Origin of the sequence: Castellaniella ginsengisoli, from assembly GCF_040955415.1 — a bacterium.
GTDB lineage: Bacteria > Pseudomonadota > Gammaproteobacteria > Burkholderiales > Burkholderiaceae_B > Castellaniella > Castellaniella ginsengisoli.
The window spans coordinates 2,511,960-2,529,906 of sequence record NZ_CP158257.1; the positions used below are offsets into that span (position 1 = coordinate 2,511,960).

At 67.0% G+C, this 17,947-nt stretch carries 16 protein-coding genes; 12 read left to right on the plus strand and 4 right to left on the minus strand.

The annotated features are described in order from the left end of the window. Nucleotides 1–17 precede the first annotated feature (17 nt). The 6 genes from rph to ntrC all read left to right on the plus strand — a co-directional run bounded on the left by rph (nucleotide 18) and on the right by ntrC (nucleotide 6,804). The gene (gene rph, locus ABRZ00_RS11870) at nucleotides 18–737 is read left to right on the plus strand and encodes a ribonuclease PH (protein ID WP_368642843.1); all 720 of its coding nucleotides are present in this window, start codon (nucleotides 18–20) and stop codon (nucleotides 735–737) included. After that, on the plus strand, nucleotides 734–1,381 hold the full coding sequence (rdgB, locus tag ABRZ00_RS11875; RefSeq protein ID WP_368641904.1) for an RdgB/HAM1 family non-canonical purine NTP pyrophosphatase: 648 nt from the start codon (nucleotides 734–736) through the stop codon (nucleotides 1,379–1,381). The genes rph and rdgB overlap by 4 nt, the downstream gene beginning before the upstream one ends. A 5-nt stretch (nucleotides 1,382–1,386) precedes the next feature. Then, the gene (gene hemW / locus ABRZ00_RS11880) at nucleotides 1,387–2,598 is read left to right on the plus strand and encodes a radical SAM family heme chaperone HemW (protein WP_368642842.1); all 1,212 of its coding nucleotides are present in this window, start codon (nucleotides 1,387–1,389) and stop codon (nucleotides 2,596–2,598) included. Between the two features lie 246 nt (nucleotides 2,599–2,844). Further along, nucleotides 2,845–4,257 carry a type I glutamate--ammonia ligase gene (gene glnA, locus ABRZ00_RS11885; RefSeq protein WP_368641903.1) on the plus strand — a complete coding sequence of 471 codons (1,413 nt, stop codon included), beginning with the start codon at nucleotides 2,845–2,847 and terminating at the stop codon, nucleotides 4,255–4,257. Nucleotides 4,258–4,268: 11 nt separating this feature from the next. Then, nucleotides 4,269–5,225, plus strand: a complete 957-nt coding sequence (locus ABRZ00_RS11890; protein WP_368644294.1) for a nitrogen regulation protein NR(II) — start codon at nucleotides 4,269–4,271, stop codon at nucleotides 5,223–5,225. Nucleotides 5,226–5,238: 13 nt separating this feature from the next. After that, nucleotides 5,239–6,804 (plus strand): nitrogen regulation protein NR(I), encoded by a 1,566-nt coding sequence (gene ntrC / locus ABRZ00_RS11895; RefSeq protein WP_368644295.1) that lies wholly within the window; start codon nucleotides 5,239–5,241, stop codon nucleotides 6,802–6,804. Here ntrC and ABRZ00_RS11900 read toward each other — a convergent pair. Genes ABRZ00_RS11900 through ABRZ00_RS11910 form a run of 3 tightly spaced genes read right to left on the minus strand, consistent with a single transcriptional unit; the run spans nucleotide 6,790 to nucleotide 10,288 of the window. Further along, entirely contained in the window at nucleotides 6,790–7,575 is a 786-nt protein-coding gene (locus ABRZ00_RS11900; protein WP_368641900.1) for an ABC transporter ATP-binding protein, read from the minus strand. The two genes, ntrC and ABRZ00_RS11900, sit on opposite strands and share 15 nt — an antisense overlap. A 9-nt stretch (nucleotides 7,576–7,584) precedes the next feature. Further along, the gene (locus ABRZ00_RS11905; RefSeq protein ID WP_368641899.1) at nucleotides 7,585–9,237 is read right to left on the minus strand and encodes an ABC transporter permease; all 1,653 of its coding nucleotides are present in this window, start codon (nucleotides 9,235–9,237) and stop codon (nucleotides 7,585–7,587) included. A 10-nt stretch (nucleotides 9,238–9,247) separates the two neighbouring features. Then, nucleotides 9,248–10,288: a Fe(3+) ABC transporter substrate-binding protein gene (locus ABRZ00_RS11910; protein ID WP_368641898.1), complete on the minus strand. Its 1,041-nt coding sequence runs from the start codon at nucleotides 10,286–10,288 to the stop codon at nucleotides 9,248–9,250. Between the two features lie 263 nt (nucleotides 10,289–10,551). On the opposite strand from ABRZ00_RS11910, the gene ABRZ00_RS11915 reads away from it, so the two are divergent. From ABRZ00_RS11915 to ABRZ00_RS11940, 6 genes are all read left to right on the plus strand, one after another. After that, nucleotides 10,552–11,328, plus strand: coding sequence for a ferredoxin--NADP reductase (locus tag ABRZ00_RS11915; protein WP_368641897.1), 777 nt, complete (start codon nucleotides 10,552–10,554; stop codon nucleotides 11,326–11,328). Between the two features lie 87 nt (nucleotides 11,329–11,415). Beyond that, on the plus strand, nucleotides 11,416–11,802 hold the full coding sequence (locus tag ABRZ00_RS11920) for a Rid family detoxifying hydrolase (RefSeq protein WP_368641896.1): 387 nt from the start codon (nucleotides 11,416–11,418) through the stop codon (nucleotides 11,800–11,802). A gap of 87 nt (nucleotides 11,803–11,889) precedes the next feature. Next, a complete protein-coding gene (gene recG / locus ABRZ00_RS11925) occupies nucleotides 11,890–13,899 on the plus strand; it encodes an ATP-dependent DNA helicase RecG (RefSeq protein WP_368642841.1) in 2,010 nt (669 codons plus the stop codon). Nucleotides 13,900–13,910: 11 nt separating this feature from the next. Next, on the plus strand, nucleotides 13,911–14,867 hold the full coding sequence (locus ABRZ00_RS11930; RefSeq protein ID WP_368639118.1) for a LysR substrate-binding domain-containing protein: 957 nt from the start codon (nucleotides 13,911–13,913) through the stop codon (nucleotides 14,865–14,867). Nucleotides 14,868–14,960: 93 nt separating this feature from the next. Then, complete coding sequence (locus ABRZ00_RS11935; protein ID WP_343835099.1) at nucleotides 14,961–15,488, plus strand: Dps family protein; 528 nt, start codon at nucleotides 14,961–14,963, stop codon at nucleotides 15,486–15,488. 124 nt (nucleotides 15,489–15,612) lie between these two features. After that, nucleotides 15,613–16,734, plus strand: a complete 1,122-nt coding sequence (locus ABRZ00_RS11940; RefSeq protein WP_343835100.1) for a branched-chain amino acid ABC transporter substrate-binding protein — start codon at nucleotides 15,613–15,615, stop codon at nucleotides 16,732–16,734. 121 nt (nucleotides 16,735–16,855) lie between these two features. On the opposite strand, the gene ABRZ00_RS11945 is transcribed toward ABRZ00_RS11940, so the two are convergent. Beyond that, the gene (locus ABRZ00_RS11945) at nucleotides 16,856–17,932 is read right to left on the minus strand and encodes a sn-glycerol-3-phosphate import ATP-binding protein UgpC (RefSeq protein ID WP_368641895.1); all 1,077 of its coding nucleotides are present in this window, start codon (nucleotides 17,930–17,932) and stop codon (nucleotides 16,856–16,858) included. Between the last annotated feature and the right edge of the window lie 15 nt (nucleotides 17,933–17,947).

Consider the following 17,947-nt stretch of genomic DNA (forward strand, 5'->3'; position numbering starts at 1 on the left):
CCCTTGGTTCCGCCCCGATGCGGGCGTCCGGCCGCCGGCCGGATGAACTGCGCCGCATCGAACTGCTGACCGGCTATACGCGCCACGCAGAAGGTTCGGTGCTCGCCTGTATGGGCGAGACCCGTGTGCTGTGCAATGCCAGCGTGCTCGACAAGGTGCCGCCTTTCCTGAAAGGCCGGGGCCAAGGCTGGGTGACGGCGGAATACGGCATGTTGCCGCGCGCCACGCATACCCGGGGCGATCGCGAAGCGGCCCGGGGCAAGCAGAGCGGCCGCACGCAGGAAATCCAGCGCCTGATCGGCCGCAGCCTGCGCGCGGTGTTCGATCTCCAGGCCTTGGGCGAACGTACGCTACACCTGGATTGCGACGTGCTGCAAGCGGATGGCGGTACGCGTTGCGCCAGCATCACCGGCGCCTGGGTGGCGGCGGCACTGGCCGTGCGCGGCCTGAAGGCCGGTGGCCTGCTGGCGGCCGATCCGCTGCGCGGCCAGGTGGCGGCCGTCTCGGTCGGGCTTGTGGACGGCCGGCCGGTCCTGGATCTGGATTACCCGGAAGATGCCGCGTGCGAGACCGACATGAATGTGGTCATGACCGGCGCGGGGGATTTCGTCGAAGTCCAGGGCACGGGCGAGGGCGGCAGCTTCCGCCGCGACGAACTCGACAGCCTGCTGGATTTGGCCGCCGGTGGCATCGGCGCCCTGGTCCGCGCCCAGGCGCAAGCCCTGGAGGCGGCATGAAGCGTGTCGTGCTGGCCTCGGGCAATCCAGGCAAGCTGAAGGAATTTTCCGCCAGCCTGGCGGCCGCCGGCATCGACATGGTGCCGCAAAGCGCGCTGGGTGTTTCCGAAGCCGACGAACCCTTCGGCACTTTCGTGGAAAACGCCCTGGCCAAGGCGCGTCACGCCAGCCGCGCCACGGGGCTGCCGGCGCTGGCCGACGATTCCGGCTTGTGCGTGCATGCCCTGGGCGGCGCGCCTGGCGTGCATTCGGCGCGTTATGCGCAGGCGTCTGACGGCACGCGCTCGGATGCGGCCAACAACGCCCGCCTGGTCGCCGAGATGGCGGGCCAGGCTGACCGGCGCGGCAGCTACGTCGCTGTCCTGGTCTACGTGCGCAGCGCCGACGATCCGAGCCCGATCGTGGTCGAGGGATCCTGGGACGGCGAGATCCTGGATGCGCCCCGCGGCGTGAACGGCTTCGGCTACGACCCGCACTTTTACCTGCCCGACCTGGGCATGACGGCCGCCGAATTGCCACTGGAGCAGAAAAACATCCTCAGCCATCGCGCCCGCGCGCTGCGCGGCCTGCTGCAGGCGCTGCGCAGTGAGTTCGACCTCGAACAGGCGCCGGTCGAGCGTGCGGCAAACGGAGCCGCCCGATGAAACGCCTGGTGCCTGTCCCCACTCCTGAACGCGAAGGCGACGGCCGTCCCGGCGTGCGCGGCAAGCCCGGCCTGGTGGCGCTGCCGCCGCTGTCCCTGTACGTGCATGTGCCCTGGTGCGTGCACAAGTGCCCGTATTGTGATTTCAATTCGCATGAACGCCCGGGGGAACTGCCTGAGGCCGAGTATCTGCGGGCGCTGGAGGCCGATCTGGAGCAGGCCGTGCCGGATGTCTGGGGGCGGCCGGTCTCGACGGTCTTCTTCGGCGGCGGCACGCCCAGCCTGCTGTCGGCCGAAGCGATCGACCGGATCATCGGCCTGTTCCGGGCCTATCTGAACCTGCCTCCCGATGTGGAGATCACGCTGGAGGCCAACCCCGGCACGGCCGAAGCCGGCCGCTTCCAGGGCTACGCCCAGGCGGGGGTGAACAGGATCTCGCTGGGCGTCCAGAGCTTCAACGACGACAAGCTGCGCCGCCTGGGCCGCATCCACGATGCCGCTCAGGCGCGGGCGGCGATTGAAATGGCCCAGCGCGCCGTGGGGCGCGTCAATCTGGACTTGATGTTCGCGCTGCCGGAGCAGACCCTGCCCGAGTGCGAGCAGGATGTGCGCGAGGCGCTGGCCTTCGGGACGGACCACTTGTCGCTGTATCACCTGACGCTGGAGCCCAATACGGTCTTTGCCAAATACCCGCCCCGCGTGCCGGACGACGAACTGGGTGCGGCCATGCAGGACCGGGTGGCCGAACTGATCCAGGCGGCGGGTTTCGACCGCTATGAGGTTTCTGCCTACGCGCGGTCCCATCAGGCCTGCCAGCACAACTTGAATTACTGGCGTTTCGGCGATTATCTGGGGATCGGCCCGGGGGCGCATTCCAAGATTTCCTTCCAGGATCGCATTACGCGCCAGGCGCGCGCGCGCATGCCGGATGCCTGGATGCGGCTGGCGACCGAAGGCGCCGGCAAGCATGTGGTCGAGCGTCGCGAGTTGAGTCATGGCGATCTGGGTTTCGAGTTCATGCTCAATGCCCTGCGCTTGCGCGAAGGCGTCGAAGGGGGGTTGTTCATCGAGCGGACGGGCCTGTCGCTGATGACCCTTCTGCCGACCATGCGCCGCGCGGTCGAGCGCGGCCTGCTGGAACCCGGCCTGGATAGGATCTGTGCCACGCCCCAGGGTTGGCGGTTCCTGAATGAACTGCAAATGGAGTTCCTGGCCTGATTTCGTCGCACGCACTAAAAAGGTGCGTCTCGTGCCGGGTCTGCACTAAAATGTGCACCCGAATGGTGCGCTGATGCGCAATGACGGCGAGAGCCGCACCCGTTTGGCGGGCGCTTGCTTTCGCGGATTGCCTGAAAAGTTGGCACGATCGTTGCTTATGAATCTGTCGAAGCCTCGGGCTTTCCCTTTTGACGACATCTAGTGCGCTGTCTGGCTCATCCCGGCGCATTGGGCACAGGAGCTTTTATGTCCACCCCTGAAAACGTTGTGCAGATGATCGCCGAACGCGAAGTCGCGTTCGTGGATTTCCGCTTTACCGACACCCTGGGTCGGGAACACCACTTGACCGTCCCCGCCGGTCTGGTGGATGAGGACCGGATGGAATCCGGCGTGGCCTTCGACGGCTCGTCGCTGCCCGGCTGGAAGGGCATTGAGGCTTCCGACATGATCCTGATTCCGGACACCGGCACGGCCCGTCTCGATCCTTTCCGCGAGGAAACCACGCTGATCCTGACCTGCGACGTGGTCGAGCCGTCCGACCTGAAGGGCTACGACCGCGATCCGCGCTCCCTGGCCCGGCGCGCGGAAGCCTATCTGAAATCCAGCGGCCTGGGCGATACCGCTTATTTCGGTCCGGAGCCGGAATTCTTCGTGTTCGACGGCGTGAGCTGGAACGCGGACATGAGCGGCAGTTTCGTCAAGATTTCGTCCGACGAGGGCGTGTGGTCCAACGCCAATGAGGCCAACGGCAACAATCTGGGCTACCGGCCGTCCGTCAAGGGCGGCTACGTGCCCGTACCTCCGGTCGATTCCTTTGCCGACATGCGCTCGGAGATGTGCCTGCTGATGGAGCAGATGGGCGTGCCCGTCGAGGTCCATCACCACGAAGTCGCCAACTGCGGCCAGATGGAGATCGGCACGCGCTTTTCCACCTTGGTGCAGCGCGCCGACTGGACCCAGATCATGAAGTACGTGATCCGCAACGTGGCCCACGTCTACGGCAAGACGGCGACTTTCATGCCTAAGCCCGTGGTGGGGGACAACGGTTCGGGCATGCACGTGCACCAGTCCATCTGGAAGGATGGCCAGAACCTGTTCGCCGGCAACGGCTATGGCGGCCTGTCGGAATTCGCCCTGTACTACATCGGCGGCATCATTCACCATGCCCGCGCCCTGAATGCGATCACCAACCCGGGCACGAATTCCTACAAGCGCCTGGTGCCGCACTACGAGGCTCCGGTCAAGCTCGCCTACTCCGCGCGCAACCGTTCGGCCTCGATCCGCATCCCCTACGTCAGCAATCCCAAGGCGCGCCGCGTCGAATCGCGCTTCCCGGACCCCCTGGCCAATCCGTATCTGGCTTTCTCGGCCCTGATGATGGCGGGCCTGGACGGTGTCCAGAACAAGATTCATCCGGGCGATCCGGCCGACAAGAACCTGTACGACCTGCCGCCGGAAGAGGATGCCAAGATCCCGACGGTGTGTTCGTCGCTCGAACAGGCATTGGAGGCGCTGGACCGCGATCGCGAGTTCCTGACGCGAGGCGGTGTCTTCAGCAATGACCTGCTGGACGCCTATCTGGACTTGAAGGCCAATGAACTCGATCGGCTGCGCGTGACCCCGCACCCGGTTGAATTCGACCTGTACTACACGCTCTAGAGAGGCATGCGGTGGACGCGTCCGGCCTCGACCTGCTTTGCACGGCGGTCCTGCTGCTGGACGAATCCCTGCGCATCCGCCACGTCAACAGCGCGGCGGAAGAACTGCTGGGGCAGTCCCGCCGGCAATTGGCGGGGCAGCCCGCGCAGCCTTGGCTGGAAGGCTTCGACAGCGTTTTGAAAACGCCTCTGCGGGGCCATCCGCCCTGGGCGTGGCTGATTGAAATCCCGGTCCATCAAGGCGGCCACCTGGACGAACTGCGGCAGGCCCGGGGCCGCGAAGAGGCGCAACGCGAAACCCTGCGCAATCTGGCGCACGAAGTGCGCAACCCCCTGGCGGGCCTGCGGGCCGCCGCCCAACTGCTGGAAATGGAACTGGCGCGCGACGATCTGCGCGAATACACCCGGGTCATTGTCGCCGAGGCCGACCGGCTGGCCGGGCTGGTGGCGCGCCTGGCTTCGTCCAGCCAGCCCGCGGCGGCGCCCAGCATCTTCAACGTCCATGAACTGTGCGAACGGGTGCTGGCCCTGATCCACCTCGAATTCGGCGAACAAATCCGCCTGGAGCGCGATTACGACGCTTCAGTGCCGGATATGCGCGCCGATCGCGATCAGTTGCTGCAGGCTTTGCTCAATGTGGCGCGCAACGGCGCGCAGGCGCTCGTCGAAGGGCCCGGCCGGGCTTCGCCGGTGCTTCGGCTGAGCACCCGCATCCTGCACCAACCCCTGCTGGCCGCAGGCCAGCACCGCATGGGGCTGCGGATCGCGGTCGCCGACAACGGACCCGGCGTGCCCGAGGCCCTGCGCGACAAGCTGTTTCACCCTCTGGTGACCGGCCGGGCGCAGGGGACGGGCCTGGGCCTGAGCCTGGCCCAGGAGTGCCTGCAGCGCCAGGGCGGCCTGCTGGAGTTCGATTCCGTCCCCGGCAAGACTGAATTCCGCCTGTTGCTGCCGCTGGAGATCGCATGACCTGGGATGCCGCATGAAGACGATCTGGATCCTGGACGATGAGCCCGGCATGCGCTGGGTACTGGAAAAAGCCCTGGACAAAGCGGGCTGGTCGGCGCGCAGCTTTGCCGACGGGGTCGCCCTGAAGGAAGCGCTCGACGCCCTGGAAGGCGCCGCGGATCCCCGTGCGCCGGCCGTGCTGGTGTCCGACATCCGCATGCCGGGCCCCGACGGGCTTTCCGTGTTGTCGGCGGCGCGGGCGATCCTGCCGGATCTGCCCGTCATCATGATGACGGCCTATACCGATCTGGACACTACCGTGGCCGCTTTTGAGCAAGGCGCCTTCGACTACCTGGCCAAGCCTTTCGACATCCAGGCCGCTGTCGAACTGATCGGCCGTGCGGCTCAGTCGGGGCCCTCCCGGGCTGGGCGCGCGGCCGCCCCCGAAGATCATGCCGATGCCAGGCCCGCGCTTGGCGAGGCGGAAATGGCGCCTTCGCAGTCACCGGCCATGCAGGATGTGTTCCGCGCCATCGGCCGTCTGTCTCAGTCCGGAGCGACCGTGCTCATCACCGGAGAGTCCGGAACCGGAAAGGAGCTGGTCGCCCGGGCCCTGCACCGGCACAGCCGTCGCGCCGCCGGCCCTTTCGTGGCAGTGAACGCGGCTGCAATCCCGCGGGATCTGCTGGAGGCCGAGCTGTTCGGCCACGAACGCGGCGCCTTCACCGGGGCTGTCCAGTCGCGGCGGGGGCGTTTCGAGGAAGCCGACGGCGGCACGCTGTTCCTGGACGAGATCGGCGATATGCCGGCCGAGTTGCAGACCCGTTTGCTGCGGGTGCTGGCCGAAGGGGTCTTCTACCGGGTGGGCGGTACGCGAGCCGTCCAGACGGACGTGCGCATTGTGGCGGCGACCCACCAGCCGCTCGAAGAGCGCGTGCGGGCGGGCCTCTTTCGCGCCGATCTGTTCCATCGCCTGAACGTCATCCGCCTGCGCCTGCCGCCATTGCGGGAACGCCGCGAAGATATCGAGGCCCTGGCGCGGCACTTCCTGGCCCGGAGCGCGGCGGAACTCGGCGTGCCGGCGCGCCGGCCCGATGCCCAGGCGCTGGAGGCGCTGCGCCGCTTCGACTATCCCGGCAATATCCGCCAACTGGAAAACATCTGCCAATGGCTGACGGTGATGGCGCCCAGCGCGGAAGTCGGCCTGGAGGATCTGCCGCCCGAAGTTCTGGGCGCGGGTGCGCAGGTGAGCACCGCCGGCCCCGGCCTCGACCATGAGGTCTCGCCGGCGCCCGAGCAGCCCGCGGCGCCGGCGCATGCCCTTCGGCCCGACTGGCGCATCGCGCTGGGCGCTGAGGCGCGGGCCCGGCTGGCTCGCCGTGAGCCCTGCGTGATGGATGCCTTGCAGCGGGATTTCGAACGGACGCTGTTGAAGGCCGGTCTGGCCGAGGCGGGCGGCCGCCGCGGCGAAGCCGCGCTGCGCCTGGGCATCGGCCGCAATACGCTGACGCGCAAATGCCGGGAACTGGGGCTGGACGATCCGGCCGAAGGCGAGGCTCCGCCGCCTTCCGATCCTTCCGGCGTTTCAGGCGGCGACTGAGTCGGGGGCGCCGCGCAAGTTGGCCTGGGCGCGCCGGGCCATCAAGGCTTCACGGTGGATGAAGGCCGCGATTTCCGGCGTGGCCGGGTGGTGGTGCATGCCGTAGGGTGTGTCCCATTGGGCCAGCCGGCCTTCCCGCAGGATGCCGATCCGGTCCGCCACGGCGAAGGCTTCGGCCTGATTGTGGGTCACGACCAGGGCGGTGCGCCCCGCCGCCTTCAGCAAGTCGCGCAATTCGAAAGCAAGCCGTTCACGGGCGTCCACGTCCAGATTGGAAAAAGGCTCGTCGAGCAGCAGCAATTCTGGTTCGGGGGCCAGCGCCCGAGCCAGCGCCACCCGCTGCTGCTGTCCGCCGGACAGTTCGTGGGGCCGGCGCGCTTCCTGGCCCGTGAGGCCTACCAGGTTCAGCAAGGCGCGCACGCGCCGGTTGCGTTCGGCGGCGTCCAGGCGACGCAGGCCAAACCCGACGTTGGCCGCGACGTCCAGATGGGGAAAGAGCGCGTAGTCCTGAAACATCATGCCCACGCGGCGGTGTTCGGGTTCGATGCGCACGCCTTCGCCCGACAGCAGGCGCCCGTCCAGGCGGATCGAGCCGCCGTCCAGCGGCTCGAAACCGGCAATGGCGCGCAGCACGCTGGTCTTGCCGCAGCCCGAAGCGCCCAGCAGGCAGGCGATCTGCCCGGCCTCCAAAGACAGGCTCAGGTCGCGCAGCACGGCGCACCGGCAGCCGTCGGTTGCGTAGCTCAGGGAAATCCGGTCCAGTTCCAGCATGTCGTTCTCTCAGGTGGCGGGCCGATCCAGCAGGCGGGCCAGCAGGATCACAGGCAGCAGGCCGGCGGCGATGATCCCCAGGGCGGCGATGGCGCCTTCCTCGTAAGTGCCACGCGCCGCTTCAGCGTACAGCCAGGTTGCCAGGGTGTCGAAATTCAGGGGGCGCAGCAGCAGCGTGGCGGGCAGCTCTTTCATGGCATCGACGAACACCAGCAACGCCGAGGCGGCCAGTGCCGGCCGCAATAGGGGCAGGTGCACGCGCCGCAGCATGCCGTGGACATTCTCGCCCAGCAGGCGCGCCGCCTGGTCCATGGAGTGGGGGATTCGCTCCAGCCCGGCCTCCAGCGTACCGACTGGAATGGCCAGGAAACGGATCACGTAGGCCAGGGCCAGGGCGGCCGGGGTGCCCAGCAGCACGAGACCCGCCGGATCCAGCCCGGTGGCCGTGCGCAGCGCCGCCAGGCCGCGCTCGGCCGCCATCAGGGGGAACAGCAGGCCGATCGCCAGTACCGTGCCGGGCACGGCGTAGCCCAATGTGGCCAGCCTGGGCAGGGCGCGATGCCAGGCGCGCGCCTTGGGCATGATGCGGCGGCTCCAGGCGACGACCAGCCCGATGGCCAGCGCGGCCGCCGTGGCCAGGGCCGATACCGTCAGGGTTTGCCCGGCGGCACGCAGCAGGGCGGGCGAGGGGCCCTGGCCCGCGCTCAGGCGTTCGAGCGTGAGCGCCAGCAAGTAGGCGGCCGGCGCGATGAAGCCGATCACGACCGGCGCCAGGCCCAGCAGGGTCGCCAGCCAAGCCGATGCGCCTTGGAGCCGGCGCGGGCGGATCGGCGCCGCGCGGCGGTTTCCGGTGTAGCGAAGACGCCGCCGGCCATGGCGTTCGACCGCGATCAGGACAGTGACCAGCGCCAGGGCGACCAGAGCGATCTGGGCGGCTCCGGCCAAGTCGGAGCGCGTCACCCAGGTCGTGTAGATGGCGACAGTCAGGGTCTGGATGCCCAGGAATTCGGAAGCGCCGATGTCGTTCAAGGTTTCCAGCAGCACGAGGCACAGGCCGACGGCGATGGCGGGCCGCGCCAGTGGCAGGGCCACATGCCGGAAGGCGCTCCAGGGCCCGTAGCCCAGCAGGCGGGCCGATTCCATCAAATGAGCCGCCTGGCTGGAGAACATGCTGCGGGTGGTCAGGTAGACGTAGGGATACAGCACGAAGGACAACAGCACGATGGCGCCCGGCAGGTTGCGCAGATCGGGCAAACGGAATTCACGCGGGCTGGAGTAGCCCAGCAGGGCGCGGACGGCCTCCTGGACGGGACCGATGGGGTGCAGGATGTCCAGGTAGGCATAGGCCACGATATAGGTAGGCACGGCCAGCGGCAGCAGCAGCGCCCAGGACAGGACTCTGCGGCCGGGGAAATCGTAGGCCGTGACCAACCAGGCCGCACCCACGCCCAGCGCGGCGGCCAGCAGGCCGACCCCGCCGAGCAGGGCCAGGGTCTGGACCAGCGCGCCGGGCAGCACGAATTGCAGCAGATGACCCCAATGCGCGCCCGAACCCTGGCCGGCCTGGCCCATCAGCGCCAGGATCGGCGCCAGCACGCCCAGCGCTGCGAGGATCGTTCCGGCATGCCACGGCCAGGCCTGCGAGTGGCGGTGTGCCGTCATGGCGTCCCGATTACTGGTTCAGACCGGTCCGGTCGACCAATTCGCTGGCCTGCTTGCGGTGGCGGGCGATTTCAGTCAGGGGCAGGGCATCGACCTGCAGAGGCCCGAAACTGGCGACGACCGGATCCAGCGTCACGCCCGCCTTGACCGGATATTCGTAGTTGGCCTGGGCGTAGAGGCTTTGCGCCTTGTCCGAGACCAGGTATTCCAGCAGTTGCACGGCTTCGGCGCGGTGCGGCGCGTAGCGCGCCACGGCAGCCCCGGAAATGTTGACGTGGGTGCCCGCCGCATTCTTGAACGTGGGGCGGATGACGCGGATGGCATCGCCCCAGCGGCGGGCGTCGCTGCCTTCGGCGGCGTTTTTCATGTGGCCGACGTAATAGGCGTTGGCAATGCCGATGTCGCAGATTCCGCCCAGGATGTCGCGCGCCACGTCGCGGTCGCCGCCGGCGGCGGGCCGGGCCAGATTGGCCTTGACGCCGCGCAGCCATTGCTCCGTGGCCTCTGCGCCGTCATGGGCGATCATGGCGGCGATGAGCGCGGTGTTGTAGGGATGCTGTCCCGAGCGGATGCAGACCTTGCCCTTCCAGCGCGGATCGGCCAGGTCTTCGTAATGGAAGGTCTGAAGGTCCAGATCCTTGGCGACGTAGGCGACCCGGTCGCGCAACGACAGGGCGAACCACTGGCCGTCGGCAGCGCGCAGGTTGTCGGGGATGGCCGCCTTGAGCGTGGCGGAATCCACCGGCTGGGTCACCCCGCCGTCCACCAGATCCAGCAGATTGCCGATGTCCACCGTCATCAGCACATCGGCCGGAGATTGCGCGCCTTCGGCGCGCACGCGCTCCAGCAAGCCATCCTTGACGAACACCGTGTTGACCTTGACCCCGGTATCCTGGGTGAAGGCGGCCAGCAGCGGCTCGACGAGCTTGGGTTCGCGGGTCGTATACAGATTGACTTCGGCGGCCAGCGCGGTGCCCGCCATCAACGGCAGGGCGGCGACCAGCAGGGACAGACGCCGGGCGAGGGGCAGGGCGCTAAAACGGTTCGTCATGGCAAAGTCTCGTCGAGAGAGGGTAAAAATGAGAATAATTCTCAAAAATGGTTAAAAATTTAGCACTGCGTTCAGCTTAAGGCAAGCTGAATACGCTTAAAATGAGTCGGCATCCCCGGCGTCCGACGCGGTTTTGCATCGAATCTTGCGTCAAATCAAGAAAAACCCTCCGGGGGGCGAGGCCGGGCCTTGGTGTTTTCCGACCTGCGCCGTACCATTTCCCTGACCCCTACATTACCGAATCCTGGAGTTCGACTCTCGTCATGGCCGCTTTCAATTCCGAGCAAGTCCTCAGCGTACGTCATTGGAACGACACGCTGTTTTCCTTCAAGACCACCCGCGATCCCGGCTTGCGCTTCCACAACGGCCATTTCGTGATGCTGGGCCTCGAAGTCGAGGGCAAGCCGCTGATGCGCGCCTATAGCATTGCCAGCGCCAACCACGAAGACAATCTGGAGTTTTTCAGCATCAAGGTCCCCAACGGCCCGCTCACCTCGCGCCTGCAGCACTTGAAACCGGGGGATGCCGTGCTGGTCAGCCGCAAACCGGTCGGCACGCTGGTGGCCGACGACTTGCGCCCGGGCCGCCACCTGTACCTGTTCGCCACGGGCACGGGGCTGGCGCCTTTCCTCAGCATCATCAAAGACCCCGAGGTCTACGAGCGCTTCGAAAAAATCATCCTGATGCATGGGGTGCGTTTCGTCAGCGAACTGGCCTATTCCGACTACATCCGGCAGGATCTGCCCCAGGACGAATACCTGGGTGAGATGGTGCGTGACAAGCTGATCTACTACCCCACCGTGACGCGCGAACCCTACGAGCACCAGGGCAGGCTGACGACGCTGGTCGAGAGCGGCAAGCTGTTCGAGGACATCGGCCTGCCGCCCCTGGACCCCGCAGTCGACCGCGCCATGATCTGCGGCAGCCCGGCCATGTTGATGGACATCCGGGCCATGTTGGATGCGCGCGGCTTCGTCGTCTCGCCGGGCGTGGGCGAGCTGGGCGATTACGTCTACGAGCGCGCCTTCGCCGAAAAATAAGCGTGGCCGTGCCCTGCGCCCGCTTTTATTTCTCGCTATTGGTCGGTACACTCTGATAGTCTTTTAACCATTACCGAGCCCCCCACCATGAGCAAGGCAATCATCCATACCGATGCCGCCCCGGCCGCCGTCGGCCCGTATTCCCAGGCGGTCAGCGTCGCTGCCGGCAAGCTGGTCTTTCTGTCGGGCCAGATCGGGCTGGAACCCGGCACCGGCGAGCTGGTGTCCGAAAACTTCGAAGGCCAGGTTCGCCAGTCTTTCGCCAATATGCAGGCGGTCATCGAAGCGGCCGGCGGCACGCTGAACGACATCGTCAAGCTCACGCTGTTCCTCACGGATCTCAGCAAGTTCGCCAGCGCCAACGCCATCATGGCTGAGATCATTCCTCAGCCGTATCCCGCGCGTTCCACCCTGGGCGTGGCCAGCCTGCCCAAGGGCGCCCAGTTCGAAGTCGAAGCTATTCTGGCGCTCTGATTTCCGGCGCCGCCTGCCGGACAGCGTTTCGTGGCTTCGGCTGACAAGCCGCGCCGGGCTTCGCCCGGCGCCCGCAAGACCGCGGGCATTCCGCAGGCTCGCCTGTTCGAGCGGCTGGGTTTGCGCGCGCCCGCCGATTTCGTCACGCATCTGCCGCTGCGTTATGAAGACGAGACGCGCATCACTCCGATCAGCGAAGCGCAGCCTGGCGTCCACGCCTTGTTCGAGGGCGAGATCACGGACAGTGCGATCCGCTTCGGTCCCCGGCGGGAACTGCAGGCCACCCTGGCCGACGATTCGGGCCGCCTGAATCTGCGCTGGCTGCACGTGTATCCGGGCCAGCAGGCGCGCATGCACGCAGGACGGCGGGTGAGGGCCCGGGGCGAGGTGCGCGCGGGCTTCCACGGCCTGGAAATCGTGCATCCTCTGGTGACTGAACCAGGCACGCCCCTGCCCGATGCCCTGACGCCCGTCTATCCCACCACCCAGGGTCTGCCGCAGGCGGCTCTGCGCAAGGCCATCGCCCGCGCCCTGGATGAAGCCGAACTGGGCGATACGCTGCCGCAGGCCGTGCGCCAGGCCTATCATCTGGCCGATTTCGAACAGTCCCTGCGCCTGCTGCACCGCCCGGGGCCGGATATTTCCCTGGATTTGCTGGCGCGGCACAGTCATCCCGCCTGGCGGCGCATCAAGTTCGACGAATTGCTGGCGCAGCAGTTGGCACTGGCCGATGCCCGGGCCGCGCGCCGCGCCCAGGCGGCCCGCGGCCTGCAGGGAGACGGCAGCTTGACGGGCCGCCTGCTCGCCAGCCTGCCGTTTGCGCCGACCGGCGCCCAGTTGCGCGCGGTGGCGCAGATCAGCGAGGATCTGGCGCGTACGCATCCCATGCATCGCCTGCTGCAGGGCGACGTGGGCAGCGGCAAGACCCTGGTGGCCGCGCTGGCGGCCGCCCAGGCGATCGAGGCCGGCGCCCAGGTCGCCGTGATGGCGCCCACCGAGATCCTGGCCGAACAGCTCTGGCGCAAATTGTCCGAATGGCTGGCGCCCCTGGGGGTGGTTCCGGTCTGGCTGACCGGCGGCCTGCCCGCCGCCGAGCGTCGCCGGGCCTTGCATGCCATGGCTTCGGGCGAGACGCGGCTGGCGGTCGGCACGCAGGCCTTGATCCAGGACAAGGTGGTATTCGAATCGTTGGGGCTGGTGATCAGTGACGAGCAACACCGCTTCGGGGTGGGACAGCGCCTGGCGTTGAATCGCAAGGGGGACCAGGCCCGCTATCGTCCTCACCAGCTCAGCATGAGCGCCACGCCGATCCCGCGCACGCTTGCGATGGCGTTCTTCGCCGATATGGACGTCTCCGTGCTCGATGAGCTGCCCCCGGGCCGGGTGCCGGTGCGCACGCGTCTGTTCGATGACCGTCGCCGCGACGAAGTCCTGGCGCGGGTGGGCGAGGTCGTGCGCGCCGGCCGGCAGGCCTATTGGGTCTGCCCCCTGGTCGAGGAAAGCGAGGCGCTGCAACTGCAGACGGCCGTCGATACCTATGAATGGCTATGCGCGGCGCTGCCGGATCTGCACATCGGCCTGATGCACGGCCGCCTGCCGGCGCGGGAAAAGTCGGACGTCATGGATGCCTTCCGCGCCGGCGCCATCGATCTTCTGGTCGCGACGACGGTCATCGAGGTCGGCGTGGATGTGCCCAATGCCGGCCTGATGGTGATCGAGCATGCCGAGCGGTTCGGGCTGGCGCAACTGCATCAGTTGCGCGGCCGGGTGGGGCGGGGCGGCGGCGAAGCCACCTGCGTCCTGCTGTACCAGCCGCCGTTGTCGGCCATCGCCCGCGAGCGCCTGCGCGCCATGTACGAGACGACCGACGGCTTCGAGATCGCGCGCCGCGATCTTGCCCAGCGCGGACCGGGAGAATTGCTCGGTCTGCGGCAGTCGGGCCAGGCCCTGCTGCGCTTTGCCGACCTGGAGGCCGACGAAGACCTGCTTGAGCAGGCCCGCGAGGCTGCCGCCTGGCTGAGTGCCGATTTTCCCGAGCACGCCCGCGCCCACCGGCAGCGCTGGATGGCGGGTGCCGACCAGTATCTACGCAGTTGAGAGGAGCCCTGATGACACTGACCGAACTGAAATACATCGTTGCCGTGGCGCGGGAACGCCATTTCGGGCGCGCGGCCGAGGCCTGCTTCGTCAGCCAGCCCACCCTGTCGGTGGCCATCCGCAAGCTGGAAGAAGAGTTGGGGGTCGTGCTGTTCGAGCGTGGCGGCGCCGAGATCGGCATCACTCCCATCGGCCTGCGCGTGGTCGCCCAGGCGCAGAAGGTCCTGGAAGAGGGCGCCAATCTGCGCGAGATCGCCCGCCAGGGGCACGATCCGCTGGAGGGGCCCCTGCGCGTCGGCGTGATCTATACCGTGGGCCCGTACCTGCTGCCCTACCTGGTGCCCGAGCAGATCCGCCGCACGCCCCAGATGCCCTTGCTGCTGCAGGAGAACTACACCGCGCGGTTGCTGGAGTTGCTGCGTCAGGGCGAGATCGACTGCGCAATCGTCGCCTTGCCGCTGCCCGATACCGGCCTGTCGCAGTGCGCCCTGTACGACGAGCCTTTCTACGTCACCGTGCCGCACAATCATCCCTGGGCGGACGAGGCCCGGGTCGACTCCCGCCGCCTCAAAGAAGAGAACATGCTCCTGCTGGGCGCGGGCCACTGCTTTCGCGACCAGGTGCTGGAGGTCTGTCCCGAGCTTTCGCGGTTTTCGGCCTCCAGCGAAGGCATCCAGCGCACGTTCGAAGGATCCTCGCTGGAAACCATCCGCCATATGGTGGCCGCGGGGATCGGCATCACGGTCCTGCCGGCCAGCGCCCTGGGCGTGCAGGGTGCCGAAAGCCAGTTGCTGCGCTACATCCCGTTCAAGCCGCCGGCCCCCGATCGGCGCGTGGTGCTGGTCTGGCGCAAGAGCTTTCCGCGCCAGGCGGCCATCGAGGCGCTGATCCAGGCCGTGCGCCAGTGCGGCATGCCGGGCGCCACCATGCTGGAAGACGCCGCGCCGCAATCCGCCGAGACGGTTTGAAACGAGGCGTTTCGCCCTGTGCGGGCCAATGCCCATGCGCTTTTCCCCATGCTATTCTGGCATCGTAAGAACGACTTTTTGAAGGAGTGTTCCATGGCCAAAGCCGTCAAGAAAACCAGCCCGAAGAAATCCGCCATCGCGCCCTCGAGCGGCCTGCCGATCGACATCGGCATCTCGGCCAAGGACCGTGCCGCCGTCGTGGCCGAATTGTCCAAGACGCTGGCGGATACTTACACGCTGTACTTGATGACCCATAATTTCCACTGGAACGTGACCGGACCCATGTTCAACACGCTGCACCAGATGTTCATGGATCAATACACGGAAATCTGGCAGGCGCTCGACGCCATCGCCGAACGGATCCGCGCCCTGGGGCATTACGCGCCCGGCACCTATGCCGAGTACGCGCGCCTGAGTTCGATCTCGGAGCCCACCGCCGTGCCTGTGGCCGAAGACATGGTGCGCATGCTGGTCGAGGGCAATGAGTCGGTCGCGCGCACCGCGCGCCGGGCCTTCCAGTGCGCCGACACCGTCAACGACCAGCCCACGGCCGATCTGCTGACGCAGCGCCTGGACGTGCACGAGAAGAATGCCTGGATGTTGCGCAGCCTGCTGGCTTGAACCCATATCCGCGCGCTGTTCCGCTGCGGTGCGCAAGACGATATCGGGAAAACCCCCGTACGGCGCAATGACCGCTGTACGGGGGTTTCGTGTATTCTTTTCAAGGTCTTTCACAGGAGGTCTTATGAACGTACGCTTTACGCCGATGGCAGCCGCACTGGGTCTGGCCGCCGGCATGATGCTTTCTTCCGTGGCGCATGCCGATACCATCCGCATCGCCATCGCGGGGCCCTTCACCGGGGCGTTGACGCAGTATGGCGACATGGTCAAGGAAGGCGTGGATACGGCGATCGAAACCATCAACGCGGGCGGCGGTGTGCTGGGCAATACCCTCGAAGCCGTCGTGATCGATGATGGTTGCGAACCCAAGCAGGGTCCCGTCGTGGCCAACCGCGTCGTCAACGAAAAAATCCACTACGTCGTGGGCCACGTCTGCTCCGGCGCCACGATCGCCGCAACGCCCGTCTACAACAACGAAGGCGTGGTCATGATCTCCCCGTCCGCCACCTCGCCCCTGGTGACCGACGGCAAGAACTACGACATGATCTTCCGCACCATCGGCCGTGACGACCAGCAAGGCCCCGCGGCTGCCGAGTTCATCGCGCAAAAGGTCAAGCCCCAGGCTGTTGCCGTGCTGCACGACAAGCAGTCGTACGGCCAAGGCATTGCCACGGCCGTCAAGGCTGATCTCGAGAAGGCCGGCATCAAGGTCGTCCTGTTTGAAGGCATCAACGCCGGCGACAGCGACTATTCCGCCGTGATCACCAAGCTCAAGTCCGCCGGCGCCGATTTCGTCTACTACGGCGGCTACCACCCTGAAATGGGTCTGCTGCTGCGTCAGGGCGCCGAGCAAGGCCTGCAGGCCAAGTTCATGGGCCCCGAAGGCGTGGGCAATCCGGACATCAACGCCATCGCCGGCCCGGCTGTCGAAGGCATGCTGGTGACCCTGCCCGCCGACTTCACCGCCGATCCGGCCAACGCGTCCGTGGTCAAGGCCTTCAAGGATAAGAACCGCAACCCGGGCGGCGCCTTCCAACTGACGGCCTATTCCGCCGTCGAAGCCATCGCCGCCGGCATCAAGGGCGCGGGCAAGGACGATCCGGCCAAGGTGGCTGCCTGGCTGCACAGCAATTCGGTCAAGACCCCGATCGGCGAGATCTCGTGGAACAAGCAGGGCGACCTCAAGTCCTTCAAGTTCGACGTCTTCACCTGGCACGCCGACGGCTCCAAGTCCGTCTTCAAGTAAGCCGGGGTATTTCCCGGGCGCATCGCCGCGCACGGGCACCAAAAACGGCGCGTCTCGCAAGAGGCGCGCCGTTTTTCATATCGCAGCCGCCCGCGCCGGGCGGCGCGCCGCAGGCCAGGCGTCAATCCTGGATGCGCTTTCCGCTTGCGGCATCGAACCAGTGCGCAGGATGTGCGCCGTCCGGCCCCAGTGTGATCTCGTCGCCGGCGTTCAGCGGCCGCGCCCGGGTTGCCGATACGGCGCAGCGCAGAACCAGGGGTTGGCCGCCCCAGCGGGCATGGATCAGTTGTTCGGAGCCCAGGATTTCGATCATCTCGACCCGGGCCTGCAAACCGCCCGGCACGCCCAGCACCAGGTGTTCCGGCCGCAGGCCGAGAATCAGTCCGCGCGCGGGGCCGGGCGGAGCCGGCAGGGGCAGCACGGTGCCGTCCGGACCGGCCGTCCGGCCTTGTGCGTCGGCCTCCACGCGCAACAGGTTCATCGGCGGCGAGCCGATGAATCCGGCCACGAAGACCGTGGCGGGGCGCTCGAAAACCTCGGCGGGGGTGCCGATCTGCTCGGGCACGCCTTGATTCATGACCATCATGCGGTGGGCCAGTGTCATGGCCTCGACCTGATCGTGGGTGACATACAGGCTGGTGGTCCCCAGGCGCTGGTGCAGCTTCTGGATTTCCAGTCGCATCTGCACGCGCAGCTTGGCGTCCAGATTGGACAGGGGCTCGTCGAACAGGAACACGGACGGCTCGCGCACGATGGCACGGCCCATGGCCACGCGCTGGCGCTGTCCGCCCGACAGTTGGCGCGGACGCCGTTCGAGCAGCGAGTCCAGTTCGAGGATCCGGGCCGCATCCTCGACGCGCCGCCGGATCTCGTCGCGGCCCAGGCGGCGGATCTTCAGGCCGTAGGCCATATTGTCGAAGACGCTCATGTGGGGATAGAGCGCGTAGTTCTGGAACACCATGGCGATGTCGCGCTCGGCGGGCTCCAGGTCGTTGACGACCCGGCCGCCGATGGCGATCTCGCCGCTGCTGATCGTTTCCAGGCCCGCCACCATGCGCATCAAGGTCGATTTTCCGCAACCGGACGGCCCGACGATCACGACGAACTCGCCGTCGCGCACTTCCATGTCGATGCCGTGGATGACGGCCACGCCGCCCGGGTAGGTTTTATGCACGGCGCGCAAGCTGAGGTTTGCCATGGGGAATGCGGTTTC